Origin of the sequence: Acidovorax sp. 1608163 (genome assembly GCF_003669015.1) — a bacterium.
Taxonomy (GTDB): Bacteria; Pseudomonadota; Gammaproteobacteria; order Burkholderiales; family Burkholderiaceae_C; genus Acidovorax.
In genome coordinates this window covers 692,088-711,583 of the sequence record NZ_CP033069.1, presented here as the reverse complement: position 1 = coordinate 711,583, position 19,496 = coordinate 692,088, and the positions used below count along the sequence as shown (strand labels likewise).

General features: G+C 64.4%; 16 protein-coding genes and 2 pseudogenes. 5 read left to right on the top strand and 13 right to left on the bottom strand.

The annotated features are described in order from the left end of the window. Nucleotides 1-89: 89 nt before the first annotated feature. Both EAG14_RS22630 and EAG14_RS03215 read right to left on the bottom strand, forming a co-directional pair. The gene (locus EAG14_RS22630; protein ID WP_162995897.1) at nt 90-263 is read right to left on the bottom strand and encodes a hypothetical protein; all 174 of its coding nucleotides are present in this window, start codon (nt 261-263) and stop codon (nt 90-92) included. A 155-nt stretch (nt 264-418) separates the two neighbouring features. Next, nucleotides 419-2,079, bottom strand: a pseudogene (locus EAG14_RS03215) (MFS transporter). A 434-nt stretch (nt 2,080-2,513) separates the two neighbouring features. Between EAG14_RS03215 and EAG14_RS03210 the strand changes: the two are divergent. Then, nucleotides 2,514-2,822, top strand: a complete 309-nt coding sequence (locus EAG14_RS03210; RefSeq protein ID WP_121730267.1) for a DUF485 domain-containing protein — start codon at nt 2,514-2,516, stop codon at nt 2,820-2,822. Then, nucleotides 2,819-4,552 (top strand): cation acetate symporter, encoded by a 1,734-nt coding sequence (locus EAG14_RS03205; protein WP_121728041.1) that lies wholly within the window; start codon nt 2,819-2,821, stop codon nt 4,550-4,552. Before EAG14_RS03210 ends, EAG14_RS03205 begins: the two co-directional genes overlap by 4 nt. 618 nt (nt 4,553-5,170) lie before the next feature. On the opposite strand, the gene EAG14_RS03200 is transcribed toward EAG14_RS03205, so the two are convergent. The 8 genes and pseudogenes from EAG14_RS03200 to EAG14_RS03165 form a co-directional block, all read right to left on the bottom strand. Next, nucleotides 5,171-6,139 carry a porin gene (locus tag EAG14_RS03200; RefSeq protein WP_099656708.1) on the bottom strand — a complete coding sequence of 323 codons (969 nt, stop codon included), beginning with the start codon at nt 6,137-6,139 and terminating at the stop codon, nt 5,171-5,173. Between the two features lie 272 nt (nt 6,140-6,411). Then, nucleotides 6,412-7,107 (bottom strand): 3'-5' exonuclease, encoded by a 696-nt coding sequence (locus EAG14_RS03195; RefSeq protein WP_121728040.1) that lies wholly within the window; start codon nt 7,105-7,107, stop codon nt 6,412-6,414. Continuing rightward, nucleotides 7,107-8,924, bottom strand: a complete 1,818-nt coding sequence (locus tag EAG14_RS03190) for a DUF294 nucleotidyltransferase-like domain-containing protein (protein ID WP_121728039.1) — start codon at nt 8,922-8,924, stop codon at nt 7,107-7,109. Before EAG14_RS03190 ends, EAG14_RS03195 begins: the two co-directional genes overlap by 1 nt. A 182-nt stretch (nt 8,925-9,106) precedes the next feature. Beyond that, nucleotides 9,107-9,772: a 2-hydroxychromene-2-carboxylate isomerase gene (locus EAG14_RS03185; protein WP_121728038.1), complete on the bottom strand. Its 666-nt coding sequence runs from the start codon at nt 9,770-9,772 to the stop codon at nt 9,107-9,109. Nucleotides 9,773-9,873: 101 nt separating this feature from the next. Then, nucleotides 9,874-10,152 (bottom strand): DUF1289 domain-containing protein, encoded by a 279-nt coding sequence (locus tag EAG14_RS03180; protein ID WP_121728037.1) that lies wholly within the window; start codon nt 10,150-10,152, stop codon nt 9,874-9,876. After that, nucleotides 10,149-10,694 (bottom strand): YbaK/EbsC family protein, encoded by a 546-nt coding sequence (locus tag EAG14_RS03175; RefSeq protein WP_121728036.1) that lies wholly within the window; start codon nt 10,692-10,694, stop codon nt 10,149-10,151. The genes EAG14_RS03180 and EAG14_RS03175 overlap by 4 nt, the downstream gene beginning before the upstream one ends. A 63-nt stretch (nt 10,695-10,757) precedes the next feature. Next, nucleotides 10,758-11,665: pseudogene (locus EAG14_RS03170) on the bottom strand (hydroxymethylglutaryl-CoA lyase). Nucleotides 11,666-11,763: 98 nt separating this feature from the next. After that, the gene (locus tag EAG14_RS03165; protein WP_121728035.1) at nt 11,764-12,681 is read right to left on the bottom strand and encodes a LysR family transcriptional regulator; all 918 of its coding nucleotides are present in this window, start codon (nt 12,679-12,681) and stop codon (nt 11,764-11,766) included. A gap of 110 nt (nt 12,682-12,791) precedes the next feature. Here EAG14_RS03165 and EAG14_RS03160 point away from each other — a divergent pair, with 110 nt between their 5' ends. The 3 genes from EAG14_RS03160 to EAG14_RS03150 are packed head-to-tail and all read left to right on the top strand — an operon-like array spanning nt 12,792 to nt 15,730. Then, nucleotides 12,792-13,790: a 3-hydroxyacyl-CoA dehydrogenase family protein gene (locus EAG14_RS03160; RefSeq protein WP_121728034.1), complete on the top strand. Its 999-nt coding sequence runs from the start codon at nt 12,792-12,794 to the stop codon at nt 13,788-13,790. After that, entirely contained in the window at nt 13,787-14,644 is an 858-nt protein-coding gene (locus tag EAG14_RS03155) for a 3-keto-5-aminohexanoate cleavage protein (RefSeq protein ID WP_121728033.1), read from the top strand. Before EAG14_RS03160 ends, EAG14_RS03155 begins: the two co-directional genes overlap by 4 nt. A gap of 60 nt (nt 14,645-14,704) precedes the next feature. Continuing rightward, on the top strand, nt 14,705-15,730 hold the full coding sequence (locus EAG14_RS03150) for a tripartite tricarboxylate transporter substrate binding protein (RefSeq protein ID WP_099743582.1): 1,026 nt from the start codon (nt 14,705-14,707) through the stop codon (nt 15,728-15,730). A 22-nt stretch (nt 15,731-15,752) separates the two neighbouring features. Here EAG14_RS03150 and EAG14_RS03145 read toward each other — a convergent pair whose 3' ends face one another. From EAG14_RS03145 to EAG14_RS03135, 3 genes are all read right to left on the bottom strand, one after another. Further along, the gene (locus EAG14_RS03145; RefSeq protein WP_121728032.1) at nt 15,753-16,673 is read right to left on the bottom strand and encodes a glyoxylate/hydroxypyruvate reductase A; all 921 of its coding nucleotides are present in this window, start codon (nt 16,671-16,673) and stop codon (nt 15,753-15,755) included. A gap of 63 nt (nt 16,674-16,736) precedes the next feature. Then, nucleotides 16,737-18,767 (bottom strand): acetyl/propionyl/methylcrotonyl-CoA carboxylase subunit alpha, encoded by a 2,031-nt coding sequence (locus EAG14_RS03140; RefSeq protein WP_121728031.1) that lies wholly within the window; start codon nt 18,765-18,767, stop codon nt 16,737-16,739. Further along, nucleotides 18,768-19,487: a DUF4126 domain-containing protein gene (locus EAG14_RS03135; RefSeq protein ID WP_121728030.1), complete on the bottom strand. Its 720-nt coding sequence runs from the start codon at nt 19,485-19,487 to the stop codon at nt 18,768-18,770. It abuts the gene before it with no gap. Between the last annotated feature and the right edge of the window lie 9 nt (nt 19,488-19,496).

Below are 19,496 nucleotides of genomic sequence, written 5' to 3'. Positions count from 1 at the left end.
TAAAAAGGCCCGCGTCCATCAAGGACGCGGGCCTTTTTATTGGGTGACGCGAGTGATGCGAGCAGCGCAGACTGCCCTACAGTGTCGCATCAAGGCGCACTGGCGGCCGGAGCGGGGGTGCTGGCGGCTGCGGCGGGTTCGGGGGCGTGCACGGCATCAGCCCCGTGCTTTTCACCGCCCATGTCGGCCTTGTCCCCGGCCTTGATGATCACAAAAATCGACAGCGCCGCGAACAGAGCAAAACCAACGGCAATCTTCCACATACGTATCTCCTGAGATGGGGTTGTTCAACGAAGAGGCCTCAGGCAGAGCAAAGCCACCCAGATCGGTGGCGCGGACACCCGAAGCCTCTTGATTCAACACAGGGCCTGCGTGCGGCAGGCCCTGTACTCAGCACATCAGCGCGTCAGCGCCTGGCTCAGTCGTTGGCGTAGATGTCCACGTCCTTGGTTTCCTTGATGAACAGGCCACCGATCACCACCGTCGCACCGGCGATGATGATGGGATACCACAGGCCGTTGTACATGTTGCCGGTCTGGGCCACGATGGCAAACGCCGTGGTGGGCAGCAAGCCGCCGAACCAGCCATTACCGATGTGGTAAGGCAGTGACATAGACGTGTAGCGGATGCGGGTGGGGAACATTTCCACCAGCATGGCGGCGATGGGGCCATACACCATGGTCACCAGCAGCACCAGGTAGGTCAGGATCACGGTGACCATGACCTTGTCGATACGCGCTGGGTCGGCCTTGGTTGGGTAGCCAGCGGCCTTGAGCGCATCGGCCACGGCCTTCTTGAACTCGCCGTCCTTCTTCTTGGCTTCATCAGCGGGCAAGCCCTTGCTGGTGTACGAGGCGATGACGGTTTCACCGATCTTGATGGAGGCGGGGGTGCCAGCGGCGCCAACGGCGTTCTCATAGCTCACCGAAGCGCCTGCCAACACCTGCTTGGCGATGTCGCACGAGCTGGTGAACTTGGAGGTGCCAGTGGGGTTGAACTGGAACGAGCATTCCTTGGGATCAGCGGTCACGATCACCTGGTTCTTGGCCTGGGCTTCAGCGAGGGCAGGGTTGGCTGCCTTGGTGAGGGCACCGAACACAGGGAAGTACGTCAGCGCGGCCAGCAGGCAGCCTGCCAGGATGATGGGCTTGCGGCCAATCTTGTCCGACAGCGAACCGAACACGATGAAGAATGGCGTGCCAATCAGCAGCGAAACGGCCACAAAGATGTTGGCAGTGGCGCCATCGACCTTCAGCGCTTGCGTCAGGAAGAACAGCGCATAGAACTGGCCCGAGTACCAGACCACGGCCTGGCCAGCGGTCAAACCCACCAGTGCCAGGATCACGATCTTCAGGTTCTTCCACTGGCCGAAAGACTCGGTCAGCGGGGCCTTGGAGGTCTTGCCTTCGGCCTTCATCTTCTGGAAGGCCGGCGATTCGTTCATCGACAAGCGAATCCACACCGAGATAGCCAAAAGCAGGATCGACACGATGAACGGAATGCGCCAGCCCCAGTCGGCAAAGGCTTCTTCACCCAAAACGGTGCGGGTGCCCAGAATCACCATCAGCGACAGGAACAGGCCCAGTGTGGCAGTGGTCTGGATCCAGGCTGTGTAGGCGCCGCGCTTGCCGTGCGGTGCGTGCTCGGCCACATAGGTGGCTGCACCGCCGTACTCCCCCCCAGCGCCAAGCCTTGCAGCAAGCGCAGGATGATCAGGATGACCGGAGCGGCCACACCGATCGACGCATACGTGGGCAAGATGCCCACGATGAACGTGGACAAACCCATGATCAAGATGGTGACCAGGAAGGTGTACTTGCGACCAATCATGTCGCCCAAGCGGCCAAAGAAGATGGCACCAAAGGGGCGAACAATGAAGCCCGCCGCAAACGCCAGCAGGGCAAAGATGAAGGCAGAGCCCGCATCCAGCCCGCTGAAGAACTGCTTGGCAATGATGGCGGCCAGCGAGCCGTATAGGTAAAAGTCGTACCACTCAAAAACGGTACCGAGTGACGACGCGAAGATGACCTTCCTCTCTTCGGGCGACATCGGCCGCGGTGCGGGATGGGTTGTTGCCATGGTGTGTGTCTCCTGTATAGGTTTTTTCGGATGCGAAAAAGGCGATACACCAAACAGCCTCGCCGCTCCGTGAGGCGCAATATCAAGCTGTTATCTGACCGAAAACTGACAAAGTCACACACCTGTTTCCGCCCCAAAAAACAATTCTCCGGAGCAAGAAGCCAGGATCAGTGCCAACCCTTATGGTGTTTTTCTTCATGCGAGAAATCGGCGTTTTTTCGAGTGAAAACGCCGGACTCTGTCCAATGGGCGACGCAAGGCGTTGGGGTAAATCCGGACCCCTCACCTACGGGTGAACCCTGCCAAGGACAAACCCCTAGGCCGACGCACGGCCTGCGTAAGTGGACGGTCAGTCCCCGTTTTCAGAATCGTTGTCGGTATGTAGCGGCATTCGCATGGCGCTGCAAAAGATCCCGAAACCTATGGAGATGAACATGACCGACCCCGTGGCAGAAAGAATTCAGAGCCACCCGAAGTACCTGGAGCTCAAGCGCGAGCGCAACCGTTTTGGCTGGCTGCTTACCGCATTGATGCTTTTCGTTTATTACGGGTACATCGCACTGATCGCCTTCAACAAGCCCTTCCTCGCGCAGCCCATCGGTAACGGTGTTACCACGCTGGGGGTCCCACTGGGCTTTGGCATCATCGTGTTCACCATCGTCATCACCGGCATCTACGTGCGCCGCGCCAATGGGCGCTATGACGCATTGACCCAAGCCATCCTCAAGGACGCCGCACGATGAAAACGCAAAACTTCGCTGCCACTGCGGCAGCCCTCGCCGCGCTGGCCTTCGTCCCTCTGGCCCATGCAGCCGGTGGAGATGTGGGTGAAGCGGCCAAGCAGTCCACCAACTGGACCGCCATCATCATGTTCGGTCTGTTCGTGGCGGGCACGCTCTGGATTACCAAATGGGCCGCAGCCAAAACCCGCTCAGCAGCTGACTTCTATACCGGCGGCGGCGGCATCACCGGCTTCCAAAATGGCCTGGCCATTGCAGGCGACTACATGTCGGCCGCATCGTTCCTGGGCATCTCTGCGGCGGTGATGGCGTCGGGCTACGACGGCCTGATCTACTCGATTGGCTTTCTGGTGGGCTGGCCCGTCATCACCTTCCTGATGGCCGAGCGACTGCGCAACTTGGGCAAGTTCACCTTTGCCGACGTAGCGGGCTATCGCTTTCAGCAAACCCCCATCCGTGCGTTTGCCGCCAGCGGCACGCTGGTGGTGGTGGCGTTTTACCTGATCGCCCAGATGGTGGGCGCAGGCCAGCTGATCAAGCTGCTGTTTGGCCTGGACTACTGGATCGCCGTGGTGCTGGTCGGTGGACTGATGATGGTGTATGTGCTCTTTGGCGGCATGACAGCCACCACCTGGGTGCAGATCATCAAGGCTTGCCTGCTGCTGGCCGGGGTGACCTTCATGGCCTTCATGGTCATGGCACAGTTTGGCTTCAGTCCCGAAGCGCTGTTTACCAAGGGCGTTGCGGTGAAGACCGCGATTGCCACCAACTCTGGCAAGCCTGCCGAAGAAGCTGCCAAGATCGGCCTGGCGATCATGGGCCCCGGTGGCTTTATCAAAGACCCCATCTCCGCGATCAGCTTCGGCATGGCACTGATGTTCGGCACGGCCGGCCTGCCCCACATTCTGATGCGCTTCTTTACGGTGCCTGATGCGAAGGAAGCCCGCAAGAGCGTATTCTGGGCCACCACCTGGATCGGCTACTTCTATGTGCTGATCTTCATCATCGGCTTCGGCGCCATCACACTGGTGCTCACCAACCCTGAGTTTGCCGACACCGTCACGGGCGTCATCAAAGGCGGCGCAGGCACCGCCAACATGGCCGCCGTGCTGGTGGCCAAGTCGGTGGGTGGCGACGTTTTCTACGGCTTCATCTCTGCCGTGGCCTTTGCCACCATCCTGGCGGTGGTGGCAGGGTTGACGCTGTCGGGCGCCTCTGCGGTGTCGCACGACCTGTACGCCACGGTGTTCAAGAAAGGCAAGGCCGATAGCGCCGCCGAACTGCGCGTATCCCGCATCACCACACTGGCGCTGGGCCTTGTGGCCGTGGTGCTGGGCATCGTGTTCGAAAAGCAGAACATCGCGTTCATGGTGTCTTTGGCCTTTGCCATTGCCGCATCGGCCAACTTCCCGGTGCTCTTCATGAGCGTGCTGTGGAAGGACTGCACGACCAAGGGCGCTGTGATCGGTGGCTTCATGGGGCTGGTCTCCTCCGTGGGCCTCACGGTGGTGTCACCCTCTGTGTGGGAAGCGGTGCTGGGCAACCCCAAAGGCAGCGCACTGTTCCCCTACACCTCGCCCGCCTTGTTCTCCATGGCCATTGGTTTCGCGGGCATCTGGATCTTCTCGCTGCTTGACCGCAGCGCGAACGCCCAGCGCGAACGAGCCGCCTTCCCTGCGCAGCAAGTGCGCTCGGAAACCGGGCTGGGCGCCTCCGGCGCATCGGGCCACTGAGCGATTGCTAGGCCTGGCGGTACTTCAGGCGCCGCGAAGCGCCGCCACCAGGCTCCCGCCAAACTCACTCATCAAGGGCGGCAACAGCCCGTCCAAAGCCCCCTGCCAACGCGCAGGGGGCATAGGGCATACGGCAGCACCCACAGTGTGCCCGCCCTCATCTCCCCAAATTCCTTCTGAAGCCAGTCCGCAGGCGAGGACGCGCAGTCTCTCCACACCAAGCCCTCCGTGGGGATGACAGCGCCTGCCAAAGCCCTTGGGACAGGCCTACAAGCACCTCAGGTGTCCAACAGATCGACACCTTCAAAGACGGCTGAAACAGATGTTCCGGCAAGAGATGGCGATTGCCAGAACTCACTGGAGTGGATGCTCATCTCGCACATCCACTCCCTACAGCCCCAAAAACCCCACCCTCCTGGAAACTCGGCAGAACACGGCAAACAGCGCAGCAGATTAGCGGGTATGGGCAAGATAGCCTCCCCAGCGGTCCGGCTTGCCACCCGCCATCACCTCCGTTGCCAGGCCCCAAAGCAAAAAAGCCTCGCATCCCAAAGGATGCGAGGCTTTTTCTCTATCAAGCCAAGACTGGCAGCCTAGGCTGCCAGCATTGAAGCCCAATTAGAAGTTGTGGCGGATACCAACGGCCACGGAGCTGAAGTCAGCACCAGCAACGCCAGATTGGTAAGCAGCGTTGCGGCTGTTGTTCACGTGGGTGTAGTAACCGTACACCTTGGTGCGCTTGCTCAGGTTGTAGTTGTAGCCCAGAGTGTATTGGGTAGCGTCGCTGTCGTTCAGGTTCTTGTACTCACCAGCGCGGCCCACGTTCACGTGGAATTCGGAAGCGCCCAGGTTGTAAGCACCAGCCAGACGGAAGGTGTTGCGCTTGCCGCCGTTCAGGACGTAAGCGTCTTCGTCACGCTGAATGTAGCCGCCAACGGTGAAAGCACCGAAGGTGTACAGAGCGCGGGCTGCGAATTGGTTCACGTCGCCTTGCTTGGAGTAGCCAGCGCCCAGGGCCAGAGCGCCCAGGTTGTAGTTGGCAGCCAGATCAAAAGCGTTCTTGCCAGCCTTGCCGGTAGGCTGCTCGTGCAGAGCCACAGCGGCGTCAATGGTCAGGCCACCGAAAGTGGGAGTGCGGTAAGCAATCTTGTTGGCATCGGGCATCACGTATGCGTAGAACGCGTCGGACGACGAACCGGTGTCATGGTTGTGCATGCTGACGTAGTCAGCAGTGGCGTAGTAGGACTCAGCAGTGAAACGGCCCAGACGCACGGCACCGAAGCCGCCGGACAGATTCACTTCGCTTTGACGGCCGAAGAAAGTAGTGGCGGAAGCGCCAGTGTCAGAGTTGAAGCCGCTTTCCAGTTGGAAGCCAGCCTTCAGGCCGCCACCCAGGTCTTCAGAACCCTTGAAGCCGAAACGCGAGGAGTTGTTGAACAAGCCAGTGGTCTTGACATCGCCCACTTCTTGGCGTTCCACCGTGGTGTTCACACGGCCATACAGCGTAACGCTGCTTTGAGCGAAAGCAGCGGTGGTGGTGCCCAGGAGAGCCAGCACAGCCAGTGCCAAACGATTCGTCTTTTGCATGAGGTTTCCTTGTTTGCTTTTAGTCCATCAGGAGGAGTGGCATCCAGCTTGTGCGGGGTCTCCGCCCGAGCTGCAGCTACAACTTGCGAAATTTTAGGTGTTACACCCTCCCGAACTCGCGGCAAATTGCCACCATCGCCTTGATTTATGCATTTACGCAACACTTTGAAACGCATCCGTCAAAATTCTGCAACGTTTTTCACGGCGAACCACCGTTTTAAAACCCTGGAGATGTCCTGCATAACTCCCTGCGGTCTTTGATAGCGCGGCCCTCAGGAAGAACGCAAGTGCTTTAACTTGATGAAAGCCAGTGCCGCCATCACCGCATCGTTGACGGCGTCGTGCGCATCGCGTTCAGGCAGCTCCAGGTCGCGCATCAAGGTGCTCAGGCGCAGGTCGATGTCCGCGTTGGCGTGCTGCTGGTAGGGGGGCAACTGGTGGAACTTGTAGTCGTAGTACATCGCCGACACCTCGATGCACGGCTGCGGCAGGCCAATGCCCAGCAAGGGGCGCACGGCCCGGTTGAGCATGGCCACGTCAAACTCCAGGTAGTACCCAACGAGCGGGCGGCTGCCGATGAAGGCCAGCAGTTGCTCAATCGCTTCGTACAGCGGCAGGCCGTCGGCGAGGTCTTGCGTGCGCAGACGGTGGATGCGCACGCTGTGTGCAGAGACGGCGCGCTCGGGCCGCACCAGCAGTTCCAGCCGCTCGCTGGTCAGGATACGGTCACCCACAATGCGCACGGCGCCGATGGAGACGATCTCGTCACTGCGGACGTCCAGGCCCGTGGTTTCGCAGTCCAGCGCCACCCACTCATTCGCCGGCGGCGGCTGCAGCAGTGGCTGAAAGCGGGCATCGCGCAGGCGGTGGGCCAGCCAGCGGCGGCGCAGCGCCCCCCAGCCGGGCACCAGTTGCGGGCGCTGCCCATCGGCGCCTGGGCGTGCCCAGCCCGCCAGCGCGCGGCCCATCACAGCGCCCCCAGGTGAAAGCGGGTGCGCAGCAACTGCTGAAAGCGCTTGACCACGCCCAGTGCGTCCTTGAGCAGATCCCGGTCCAGGCTGCTGAGCTGCGGCAGCGTGACCGTGCCACTCACCGGCCTTGCCTGTGCCTGCTCGGCCAGTCCGGTCTTGAGCTTGAGGGCCATGAGCACGTGCAGCGCCTCCACCAGGTCCTCACCCTCGCCCGGCGACAAGGCCCCCAGGCCCACCAGCGCCTGCACCCGCGCCGTGGTCGAGGTGGCGCGCACCTGGTGCGCCAGGGCCAAGCTGCGCACGCCATGCACCAAGGGAAAGAGCCCCTCCTTCTTCAAGTGCAGCGGCGCGGGCGATTCGCCCAACGAGAACAGCTTGCTCAGCCACCCGCCATGCGAGCCAAAGGCGTCGATGGCGGCGGCAAACCGGCCCAGCAAAGCGTCGTTGTCGGTGGCCGACTGGTGCAGGCTGTCACTGACCTGGGCCAGCAGCTTGGCGTCACCCGCCACGGCGTGGGCGTCCATGAAAATGGCCAGGTGCATGAGGTTGTCGCCATCGGGCTGCCACACCCATTGGCGCAGCGTGGCCGCAAAATCGGGCACCGAACGGCGCCAGGCGGGGTTGCTGAGCATGATGCCGCCAGGGCACGGAGGGTAGCCAAACTGGCCCAGTGCTTCCGAGAACCGCGCACAGATCTCGGCCAGATCGGCCGGTGGTGCATAGCCCTCGCGCAAGACCAGGCCGTTGTCCTGGTCGGTCTTGAGCAGCTGCTCACCGCGCCCCTCGCTGCCCATCACAAAAAGGCAGCTGTTGGCCACCAACTCAGGCGGCGCAATGAGCTGCCAGGCCCGCTCAAACAGCCGGGCATTGAGCTGCTGCACCAGCCGCGCAATCAAGCCCACCCGCGAGCCGCTGCGAAACAGCAGCGCAATCACCTTGCTGATCTGCAGCGCCGCGCTGCCCAGGCTCTCCAGGTCGCGGGCCTGCTCGATTTGCAGCGTGACGATGTGCGACTGGTTGGAGAGGTAGCTCAGCAAATCCAGCGCTTCCAGCACGCCCAGCATCTGCCCGCCCTCCTCCACCACCAGGCGGTGGATGCGGTGGTGCAGCATGATGGCCATGGCGTCACCCAGCGGCTCCGTGGAGCGGATCTCGATCAGCGGGTACTTCGCCCAGTCCCCCACCGGCATGGACTGCAGGGGCCGCCCATCCAGAATGGCCTGCTGCAGCAAGGTGCGGCTGAAAATGCCCTTGCGCCCCGCCACCGCATCCAGCACCACCACGCTGGAGGTGCGCTGCTCGCGCATCAGGCGCACCACGCTCAGGATGTCGGTGCCCGCATCCACGCTGTGCACAGGCCGCAAAAAGGCCTCGCCCACGCGCGACAGGCTCAGCGACGGCAGCTCGCGCGGCTGCTGGCGCTCGGCAAGCACACTGAGCTTATGCCCCAGGTCAGAAAACAGCAACGCGCCAAACGTAGCATTGCTGGCAATCAGCTCAATCACCGTCTGCCGCGCCAGCTGGTAGGCCACCACCTCTTGCGCCGCCACAAACCGGCTGCTGACGCGCCCGGCCACCAGGCTGCGCCCGTCAAAGCAATCGTCCGGTCCCAGGGTGGCCACCACGTCGCCATCGTCGAGCTGCTGCACATAGCCTTTGACGATGACGAACAGGTGCAACGGCGTCGCCCCAGGCTCCAGGATCACCGCGTTCTGCGGAAAGTAGGCAATGTCCACACTGCCGCGCACCTGGCGCTGTTCCTCCGGGTCCAGGCAGTCAAAAGGCGACAAGGAAAACGGAAAGGCGTTGGGCATGCGGGGCTGTCTCCAAGGTGTGCAACCAAGTGCGCCCATTGCACCACCGCGCGCTTGCTGGGGGCTTGCAATCGCACGGCCCAGCGGGCCGGGCAGGCACTTTGCCAAAACCCAAGATAAATTGACCGCCAGCGCTTTATCTACAATCGCAAGCAGCTATACATTCGATAGCAAAAGGAAACTCAGGCCTTGCGTTCGGCGGGCGTCGGCAAGCCGGATGGCACCTGCTGCACCGCATCCCACTGCGGGCCATCAAACCAGGCGTCCCCCGCCAGGTAGGCCCGCAGCATGGGCAAGCCATCGAGCCCCCAAAACACCTTGCCATCCACCCCAAACGCGGGCACGCCAAACACCCCGGCGGCTTGCGCCGCCTCGGTATTGGCGCGCAGCAGCGCCTTGGGGGCATCGCTGTGCATGTCCTGCCCAAGGCGCATCTGCTCGCTCAATTGCGCGGCCAGCACCTTCAGCCGCTCGGCGTCCAGCGCGTCGTGCCCGCCCTGCCACACATGGCGCAGCACCGCGCCCGCCACAAAGCGGTTGATGCGGCCGTCGTCACTGCACGCCAGCGCCTGGCGCAGCAAAGGCAGTGGGTTGAACGGGTGGCGCGCAGGCATCTGCAGTGGCGTGCCCTGCGCATGGCCCAGCCAGGTCACGTGGCGGTAGGTCCAGTCGCGCTTGGGGGCAATGCCCGCCGGGCCGGGGTTGCCGTGCTGCTGCAGCAAGGCGCCCAGCAGCACCGGCTGGTAAGCCACGCTATAGCTCAGGCCCTCCAACACATCAGGCAAACGCTCAAACGCCAGCCAGGCATAGGGCGACACAAAGTCCAGATAAAACGTGATGTGCTTCATGGGCTGGGCTCCTGGGTTACACACAGAGGCTGAACCCGATCACGCACGGCGCGGCGCTTCGACAGGCTCAGCGTGAACGGATCTATAGGACTCGCGCCAATTCAAGACGCAACGCCATGCGCGGCCAACGGTGCAGGCAAGGCCACACCGGCCCGCTGCAACAACGTCACCCAGATGGCACGCCGCTGCGCACTGTCGGCGCCCGACCAGGCGCGGATTTCGTCAATCGTGCGAAAGCAGCCTTCGCAGCGCATGCGGTCGTCCGTCAGGCGGCACACCGAAATGCACGGCGATGGCACCACTTCGTCAGAGTTCAAATCAAAATAGCCCGCATCGCTCATCAATAAAGCACGAGAAGCTATGGATTCAGTAGCACTCATGCGCCTGCGCTCCCTGTGGCTGGAGCGCTCACCGGGGCCGCAGGTGCCACCGCCTGCACCACGTCCACCACTGGGGCGCCCGTCAGGCGCTGCAAGTCGCTCGGGTGCAGAGGAAACACGCCATGCGGATGGCCCGCAGCAGCCCACACCACGTCAAAGCGCAGCAGGTCCTGGTCAATCAGCGTCACGGGCGGTGTGGCATGGGCCACGGGCGAGACGCCGCCAATCGAAAACCCCGTGCGCGATTTGACGAAGTCCGCATCGGCGCGGCCCACCTTGCCCACATGGGCTTCGACCTTCTTTTCGTCCACACGCCTGTCGCCCGAGGTGACCACCAGCACGGCCACGTCGTCGCTCTTGCGCCGAAAAATGATGCTCTTGGCAATCTGCCCCATGGCAATGCCCAAAGCGTCGGCGGCTTCCTGTGCCGTGCGGGCCGAGTTGTCGAGCATGCGCGGGGCATGCGGGTGGCCTTTGTCCAGCAAGGCGGCAGCCACGCGCTGCACGCCATCGGGCAAGGGGGTCAGTTCACTTCCACACATAGGTCTATCCTCAAGATCCACCGCGACGCAGTACGCACCGCGCTTTGAACAGGTTCTCTGCGCTCAACCCGCACGCCGGGTCAGCAGGGCATTGGCCGCACGCGAGTTGGGCTTGCGGTCCAGAAAGCCGCTAATGTAAGCGCCAGCGTCAATCAGCTGGTCCAGGTCAATCCCCGTTTCGATGCCCATGCCGTGCAGCATGTAGACCACATCCTCGGTCGCCACATTGCCGGTGGCGCCCTTGGCATAAGGGCAGCCGCCCAGCCCGGCCACGGACGACTGGTAGTTCCACACCCCCAGCTCCAACGCCGCCAGCGTGTTGGACAGCGCCTGGCCGTAGGTATCGTGGAAGTGGCCCGACACATCGTCGATGCCAAAGTGCTGCAGCGTCGCTTCCAGCGCCTTCTGCACCTTGCGCGGCGTGCCCACACCAATGGTGTCGGCCACATCCACCCGCTGCACGCCAATGCCTTTGAGCAGGCCTGCGAGGTAAGCCACGCGCTCGGATGCAATCTCGCCTTCGTACGGGCAGCCCACGGTGCAGCTCATGGCCCCCGCACGCGGATGCCTGCCGCCAGCGCTGCCTGCACCACGGGGGCAAAGCGCTCAATGCTCTCGGCAATGCTGCAGTTGATATTGCGTTGGCTAAAGGCCTCGCTGGCGGAGCCAAAAACGACGATTTCATCGGGCTTATCGAGCACCGCCGCCTCATACCCCTTGAGGTTGGGCGTGAGCACCGAATACGCTACGCCGCTCTGGCGTGCAATGCCCGCCATCACCTCGTGGTTGTCGGCCATCTGCGGCACCCACTTGGGGCTGACGTAGCTGGTGACTTCGATCTCTTTCAGGCCCGCCTGCTGCAGGCGGTGCACCAGCTCGATCTTCACGGCGGCGGGCACCGGGGTCTTTTCGTTCTGCAGGCCGTCACGGGGGCCAACGTCGATGAGGCGGACGCGGGAGGGAATGCTCATGGGGCTACCAAGGGTGGATCAAGGAATGCCGCCATTGTCTCGCCACCGCCGCCACAGGACCACCCCATATCGTGCCAGACCATTCGCCGGACGCGCCATCAGCCAGCCCGGGTGTGATCACCCTCGACCTCCTGCCGCAGCAAGGCCACCATGGCCTGCGCCGCCAGCGACAGCGGCCGCCCGCGCAGCGTGATCAGCCCGATGGGCCGGTGCAGCACGGGCGCCTTGAGCGCCCGCGTAACCACCTCGGGCCGGCGCACCACCTGGGCGGCCAGCTCGGGCAACGCGCTCACACCAAGCCCCGCCGCCACCATGGCCGCAATGGTGGCCAGGTGCTCCACCTCGTAGCGGGGTTCAAAGCGGATGCGGTGCGTCAGCAAGGCCTCTTGCGTGTACTGCCGCACGCTGGTGCCCGTGGGCATGGAGATGTGGGGCAGCTCGGCCACATCCGCCCAGGCAATGGCGCTGCGCCCTCTGGCCAGCGGGTGCGTGCGCCCCATCAGCAGCACAAAGCGGTCGGACACCAGCGGGGTGTAGTCCAGATCCGCATAGGCGGGGTTGGCTGCGGTGAGGGCAAAGTCCACCCGCCCGGCACGCACCATGTCAAACGCTGGGCCTGCCAGGCTGTCGATCAGCTCCATCTGCACGCCCGGGTGCTGCGCGGCAAACCTTGCAAACGCGCGGGGCACGGCCCCGGCTGCCAGCGACGGCAGCGCCGCCAGCGCCACGCGACCCACCTGCAGCTGAGCCACCTCCTGCACGCGGCGCACGGTTTCGTGAATCTGATGGCGCAGAAACCGCGCCTGCTCGGCAAACACCTCGCCCGCCAGCGTGAGCTGCACGGTGCGCGTGGTGCGCTCGAACAGGCGCACGTCCAGCATCTCTTCCAGCCGCGCCACCGTACCCGACACCGCCGACTGCGACAGGTGCATCTGCAAGGCCGTGCGCCGAAAACTCAGCGTCTCGGCCAACGACAGGAACACATCCACCTCGCGGGCGGACCAATTGATCTTCATAGCCGATCAGTCTATCGAAAAAGACGTCTGGACCGCGCAATGTGGGGCCCCTAGACTGAATTCAACGCAAGCACACCGCTTGAGCAGATTGAGAGCAACAAGGAGACACGATGGAGAACAGTTCGCCGCGCAACGCACGCACCGTGGTGGTAGGCGGAGGCACCATGGGGGCCGATGTAGCCGTGGTCCTGGCCCGGGGCGGCGCGCAGGTCACGGTGGTGGACCCCCACGCCGCCCGCCGCGACCACCTGCTGCCCCACATCGCCCAGGAGCTTGCCGCCGCTGGCCAGACCACCCACGCCGGCCCGGTGCAGGCGCGCGCCAGCCTGCAGGACGTGGACTGGAGCGGCGTTGTGCTGGTGGTGGAATGCATCACCGAGCAACTGCCCGCCAAACAAAAGCTGTTTGCCGAGCTGGAAACCGTGGCCCCCCCCAACGCCGTGCTGGCCAGCAACAGCTCGGGCTTTCCCATCAGTGCCATCGCCCAGGGGCTGGCCACGGCGCAGCGCATGCTGGGCCTGCACTTCTTCATGCCCGCCCACCTGGTGCCGCTGGTGGAGGTGGTACTGGGCGAGCGCAGCGACCCGGCACTGGGCACCTGGCTACACGCCTTCATGCGCGGCTGCGGCAGCGTGCCGGTGCTGGTCAAGAAGGACAAGCCCGGCTTTCTGGCCAACCGCATGCAGCACGCGCTCTCGCGCGAGGCCTTTGCACTCATCGACGAAGGAATTGCCTCGCCCGAAGACGTGGACGCCGCCGTGCGCTTTGGCTTTGGCTTCCGCTTTCTGGCGGCAGGCCCTGTGCTGCAGCGCGACCACGCAGGCATTGAGGTGCACACCGCCGCAGCCGCCACCATGTACCCCACGCTGTCGAACACCGACGTACCCGCCCAGGCCCTACGCGACAAGGTGGCTCAGGGTCAGCTCGGCATGAAGACGGGCAAGGGCTTTTTTGACTGGCCCGAAGACCGCAAGCAGGCCGAACGCGCGCGCTACGACACGCTGCTGCGCCAGGGCCTGGCTTTGCTTGCCAGCGAGTTGCCCACCATCGAGCCCCCCACCGACACGTCACAGACGGACACCCCAACGACCACCGGAGCCCGCGCATGAGTGCATCGCCCGCATCACCCACCATTGCCAGCCAGTGGGCCGACCCACTGATCGTGACCGTGGCGCCCAACGGCGCCTACAAGCAGCCCGCCGACCACCTGGCCGTGCCCATCACACCGGCCACGCTGGCCACCACGGCCAAGGCCTGCCTGGACGCGGGAGCCGCCATGCTGCACATGCACATCCGCGACGCGCAAGGCCGCCACAGCCTCGATGTCGAAGGCTACCGCGAGGCGCAGCGCGTGGTGCGCCAGGCCGTGGGCGACGCGATGGTCATCCAGATCACCAGCGAAGCCGCAGGCGTGTACCAGGCCCCCGCGCAGATCGCCATGGTGGACGCCCTGCAACCCGAGGCCGTGTCCATCGGACTGCGCGAAGTAGACAAGCCCGAGATCGGCGAAGCCGGACTGCAGCGCTTCTTCACTGGTCTCGCCCAGCGCCGCACCATGGTGCAGGTCATCCTGTACGACGTGGCCGACCTGCGCCGCTGGCAGGCTTTGCGTGCCAGTGGTGTGGTGCCGGATGCGCCTTGGTTCCTGCTGTTTGTGCTGGGCCGCTACAGCGCGGGCCAGACCTCCAGCCCGCGCGACCTGCTGCCTTTTCTGAACGCCCATGACGGCAACGAGCCCTGGGCTGTGTGCGCCTTCGGTGCGGCAGAAAACGCCTGCGTGGCCGCCGCCGCCGTGTTTGGTGGCCATGCCCGCGTGGGGTTTGAAAACAACCTGCTGTGCAAGGACGGCAGCGTTGCCCCCGACAACACCGCACTGGTGCGCCAGGCGGTGGAAGCCGCGCAGGCGCTGGGGCGCCCACTAGCCACTGCCGCCGACATCCGAAAGCGCTTCGGCGCAGCCTGAGAACCGTTATCCAACACCATCAGCCCACACCAGATGGGTTTCATCCTCCAGGAGACAGACATGCCCCACCCAACGCCTTTACCCTCACTGCGCACGGCCCGGCGCGCCCTTCTGCACGCCGCCTGCGCATTTCCGCTGGCCCTGGGCTTCGCAGGCCAAGTCGCCGCGCAAGCAGCAGCCAACACCTGGCCCAGCAAGACCATCCGCTTCGTCGTGCCCTACCCGCCCGGCGGCCCCACTGACCTGATGGCTCGCATGCTGCAGCCCGAGCTACAAAGTCGGCTCGGTGTGACCGTGATCGTGGACAACAAAGGGGGCGCAGGCGGGAACACCGGCAGCGCAGAGGTCGCCAAGCAGGCCCCCGCCGACGGCCACACACTGCTGCTGGCTGCCAGTGGCCCCATGGCGGTGAATGCATCGCTGTACAGCAGCATGCCTTTCAACCCGTTGACTGACCTGGCCCCGGTGGTGCAACTGTCGGCCTTTCCGCTGGTGCTCGAAGTGCACCCATCGCTGGGGGTGAAAACGCTGGCCGAGTTTCTGGCCATGGCCAAAGCGGGCAAGCCGGTGCTGAGCTACGCCTCTGCGGGCAATGGCACGCCCCAGCACCTGGCGGGCGAGTTGTTCAACAGCACGCTGGGTGTGAAGCTGGCGCACATCCCCTACCGGGGCGCGGGCCCGGCGCTCAACGATCTGATCGGCGGCCAAGTCAATGTGATGTTTGACATCGTTGGCAGCTCGCTGCCCCATATTCAGGCAGGCAAGCTGATACCGCTGGCCGTGACTTCCAGCGAACGCGCCAAGGTGCTACCCACTGTGCCCACATTGGCCGAGGCTGGCGCGCCGGGCTACCAAATCACCGGCTGGCACGGCATTGCCGTGCGGGCAGGCACACCGCAGCCCATCATCGACAAGCTCAATGCCACGGTGAACGCTATCTTCAAGGAACCCGCCTTCCGCGCTAAATGGGAGGCCATTGGCACCCCCGTGGTGGCGGGCAGCGCTGCGGACTTTGGTGCGCTGATCAAGGCCGATGCCCAGCGCCTGGGCAAGCTGGTGCGCGATGCGGGCGTGACGGTGGACTGAGCCACCGCACTGCCCCTACGGCTCAATACCCACGCACCGGGTCCACCACCCCGGCAATCGCCTCGCCCCGCTGCAGCGCCGCCATCTTGCGCGCGATCTGGGCAATGCTCTCTTCGCGCAGGGTGCGCGCCGAAGTGTGGGGGGTGATGGTGATGCGCGGGTGGTTCCAGAACGCGTGGCCCGCAGGCAGCGGCTCGGTGCGAAACACATCGAGCGTAGCGCCCGCCACATGGCCGCTGTCGATGGCGGCGAGCAAATCCTCGTCCACCAGGTGCGCACCACGCGCCACGTTGATCACGTAGGCGCCGGGCTGCAGGCGGGCGAGCGTATCCCTGTTGATCACGTTGGCCGTGTCGGGCGTGAGGGGCAGCAGGTTGACCAGCACCCGGCTGGCAGCCAGGAAATCATTGAATTGGTCTGCCCCGGTGAAGGCCCGCACGCCCTCGATGGCCTTGGGGCTGCGGCTCCAGCCGTTAACCGGAAAGTCGAACTGCGCGAGCGCCTTGGCCACCCGCTCGCCCAGCACGCCCAGGCCCATCACACCGATGGAGAAGTCGCTGCGCAGGCGCGGCTTGCGGTAGCCCCAACGGCCCTCCGCCATGTCGGCCTCATAGCCATCGAACTCACGGAAGTGGCGAATGACCGCGTGGCTCACGTACTCGGCCATCTGCACGGCCATGCCCGCATCATCGAGCCGCACCACCAGCGCGCCGGGCGGCAGGCGCAGCTTGAGCAGCGCATCCACACCCGCGCCGATGTTGAACAAGGCCTTGAGGCCCGGCTGCTCGTCCATGAACTGCTGGGGCGGCGCCCAGACCACGGCATGGTCGGCCTGCGGCGCGCCGGGCTGCCACACGGAAATATCAGCGCCGGGCAGCGCGGCGGCCAGGCCCTGCAGCCAGGGATCGGCCTTGGTGTCGGTACAGCAAAAGGTGATTTTCATGGCGCCCAAGCGTAACGGCATTGCACCCTGGGCGCTGTCACGCGCGGGGTGTCCTCGCAAGGCTTATGCCTTTTCAGCCACCACCAGCTTGAGCAGCTCGGCCCCCTCGGTCACCTGGTCGCCGGGCGCGTACAGCAGCTCCTGCACCACGCCATCGGCCGGAGCGGCGATGGTGTGCTCCATCTTCATGGCCTCCATCACCGCCAGTGGCTGCCCCTTGGCAACCTTGTCGCCCGCCTTCACGGCAAACGACACGACCTTGCCGGGCATGGGGGCCGTGAGGCGTCCGCCTTCTGCCGCTGCCTCGCCCGCGTGGGCCAGCAGGTCGATGGCGGTGATCTGCGTGGCGCCCAGCGGGGTGAACACATGGTCCACCTCGCCCTGCGCGTACACGGCAGCGCGGGTGCGCCGGCCGGCAAACTGCAACTCGATAGCACCCTGGGGCGTGGCATCAAAGACCAGCGGCCCTGCCACCGCCGCATCGCCCTCACCCACCGTCAAGTGCAGACTGCCACCGCGCTCGTAAGTGAGCAGCGCCTTGGCGTGCTCACCGCCAAATTCAAATTCAAACCGGCGCTGCACCACACCATGCGTGTGAAAACCGTCGCGGCGGCTGAACGGGTCCACGCCCTCGCTCCTGCGCTCATTCAGCAAGGCCTGCGCCACGGCCGCCGCAGCGGCCAGGGGCAAGCCCACGGGCTCCTGGTGGAACAACACAGCCTGCTCGCGCGGGATCAGCGCCGTGTCCAGCTTGGCGCGGGCAAACGCCTCAGTGCGTGCCACGCGGCGCAAAAACTGCACGTTGGTTGCCAGGCCCACGATGTGGGTCTGGGCCAGCGCCTCGTCCAGCCGCGCCAGTGCCTGTTCGCGCGTGTCGCCGTGCACGATGAGCTTGGCCACCATGGAGTCGTAGAACGGGCTGATCGCATCGCCCTGTCGCACGCCGGAATCCACGCGCACCGCGCCTCTTTCAAACGTCACGCAATCGGGCAGTGCATACACATTGAGCGCACCGGTCGCGGGCAGGAAGTTGTTGTCGGGGTTCTCGGCACAGATGCGGGCCTCGATGGCGTGGCCTGTGATGCGCAGGTCTTGCTGCTGGAGCGGCAAGGGCTCGCCCGACGCTACACGCAGCTGCCACTCCACCAAGTCGAGGCCGGTGATCGCCTCGGTCACAGGGTGCTCCACCTGCAGGCGGGTGTTCATCTCCATGAAGTAGAACTTCATCTGCTCGGGGGCGTCGTAGCCGCCGGGCTGCTCGACGATGAACTCCACCGTGCCCGCGCCCACGTAGTTCACAGCCTTGGCGGCGGCCACAGCGGCCTCGCCCATGCGGGCGCGCAGCTCCGGCGTCATGCCCGGCGCAGGCGCTTCTTCCAGCACCTTCTGGTGGCGGCGCTGCACGGAGCAATCGCGCTCAAACAGGTACACACAGTTGCCGTGCGTGTCTCCAAACACTTGGATCTCGATGTGGCGCGGGCGCTGCACGTACTTTTCGACCAGCACCGCGTCGTCACCAAAGCTGTTGATGGCCTCGCGCTTGCAGGAGTCGAGCGCCGCCGCAAAGTCCTCGGCCTTGTCCACGGCGCGCATGCCCTTGCCGCCGCCGCCGGCGCTGGCCTTGATGAGCACCGGGTAGCCAATACGGTCCGCCTCGCGTTGCAGCAGCGCCGGGTCCTGGTCAGCACCGTGGTAGCCGGGCACCAGGGGCACCTGTGCCTGCTCCATGAGGCGCTTGGACTCGGCCTTCAGCCCCATGGCATTGATGGCGCTGGCGGGGGGGCCAATGAAAACCAGGCCCGCGTCGGCACAGGCCTTGGCGAAGTCTTCGTTCTCGCTCAGAAAACCGTAGCCAGGGTGGATGGCCTGCGCGCCCGTGGCCTTGGCGGCCTCGATGATGCGCTCCCAGCGCAGGTAGCTGTCCTTGGGCGCGTTACCGCCGATGTGCACGGCCTCGTCGCACACGGCCACATGTTTGGCGTTGGCGTCGGCGTCGGAGTACACGGCGACGGTCTTTACGCCCAGGCGCTGGGCTGTGGCGGCGACACGGCAGGCGATCTCACCGCGATTGGCAATCAGGATTTTTGTAAACATTTACGCCACCTTGGCAGAACCAGAAAAGAAAGAGGAAAGGCGCCGCACCACGGCGCGCAGAAACTTGAACAGCACCACCAGCAGCAGCACCGACACGACCACAATCACCACCAGCGCAATGCTGAAGGCCACCGGGTGCTGCGTGGCCAGCCACACCACGGCCACCACCAGGCCGTCTTCAAAAAACGACAGCCCCCAGTTGGAAAACGGCTCGGGCGAGGTGTTCACGGCGGCGCGGGTGGTCATCTTGGTGGCCAGGGCCGTGGCAGAGAGCGAGCCGCCCAGCAGTCCCGCCACCACGGCCATGGTGGCGTTGTCGGCGCCAAACACGCCATAGGCCAAGGCGGCGCCCGCAGGCACGCGGATGAAGGCATGGATGGCATCCCAGGCGCTGTCCACCCAGGGCACCTTGTCGGCAAAAAACTCAACTATCAACATGAAGCCGCTGACCATCAGCACCAGCGGGTGCTGCAGCATCGCCAGGCCTGGCGGCAGGGGCATCCAGCCCAGCACGCCCATCATGCCGACCAGGAACACCACGGCATACAGCCGGAACCCGCTGGCCCAGCCCAGTGCGGCGGCCAGCGCCAGCAGGCTGGGCATGTCGAGCTTCGCAGTTGCTGTAGCTGCCGCGTCGCCCACGGCGCGCGCGGTACCGCCATCCACATGCAGTCCCAGCGTGTGGAGCCACTGCACGATGTTGAACCAGAGGGTGTCCATGGCCTGCAG

Bases quoted from the DNA above. Each gene is read 5' to 3' on its own strand.
- EAG14_RS22630 (WP_162995897.1), bottom strand. From the start codon at position 263: ATGTGGAAGATTGCCGTTGGTTTTGCTCTGTTCGCGGCGCTGTCGATT.
- EAG14_RS03210 (WP_121730267.1), top strand. From the start codon at position 2,514: ATGACCGACCCCGTGGCAGAAAGAATTCAGAGCCACCCGAAGTACCTG.
- EAG14_RS03205 (WP_121728041.1), top strand. From the start codon at position 2,819: ATGAAAACGCAAAACTTCGCTGCCACTGCGGCAGCCCTCGCCGCGCTG.
- EAG14_RS03200 (WP_099656708.1), bottom strand. From the start codon at position 6,139: ATGCAAAAGACGAATCGTTTGGCACTGGCTGTGCTGGCTCTCCTGGGC.
- EAG14_RS03195 (WP_121728040.1), bottom strand. From the start codon at position 7,107: ATGGGCCGCGCGCTGGCGGGCTGGGCACGCCCAGGCGCCGATGGGCAG.
- EAG14_RS03190 (WP_121728039.1), bottom strand. From the start codon at position 8,924: ATGCCCAACGCCTTTCCGTTTTCCTTGTCGCCTTTTGACTGCCTGGAC.
- EAG14_RS03185 (WP_121728038.1), bottom strand. From the start codon at position 9,772: ATGAAGCACATCACGTTTTATCTGGACTTTGTGTCGCCCTATGCCTGG.
- EAG14_RS03180 (WP_121728037.1), bottom strand. From the start codon at position 10,152: ATGAGTGCTACTGAATCCATAGCTTCTCGTGCTTTATTGATGAGCGAT.
- EAG14_RS03175 (WP_121728036.1), bottom strand. From the start codon at position 10,694: ATGTGTGGAAGTGAACTGACCCCCTTGCCCGATGGCGTGCAGCGCGTG.
- EAG14_RS03165 (WP_121728035.1), bottom strand. From the start codon at position 12,681: ATGAAGATCAATTGGTCCGCCCGCGAGGTGGATGTGTTCCTGTCGTTG.
- EAG14_RS03160 (WP_121728034.1), top strand. From the start codon at position 12,792: ATGGAGAACAGTTCGCCGCGCAACGCACGCACCGTGGTGGTAGGCGGA.
- EAG14_RS03155 (WP_121728033.1), top strand. From the start codon at position 13,787: ATGAGTGCATCGCCCGCATCACCCACCATTGCCAGCCAGTGGGCCGAC.
- EAG14_RS03150 (WP_099743582.1), top strand. From the start codon at position 14,705: ATGCCCCACCCAACGCCTTTACCCTCACTGCGCACGGCCCGGCGCGCC.
- EAG14_RS03145 (WP_121728032.1), bottom strand. From the start codon at position 16,673: ATGAAAATCACCTTTTGCTGTACCGACACCAAGGCCGATCCCTGGCTG.
- EAG14_RS03140 (WP_121728031.1), bottom strand. From the start codon at position 18,767: ATGTTTACAAAAATCCTGATTGCCAATCGCGGTGAGATCGCCTGCCGT.
- EAG14_RS03135 (WP_121728030.1), bottom strand. From the start codon at position 19,487: ATGGACACCCTCTGGTTCAACATCGTGCAGTGGCTCCACACGCTGGGA.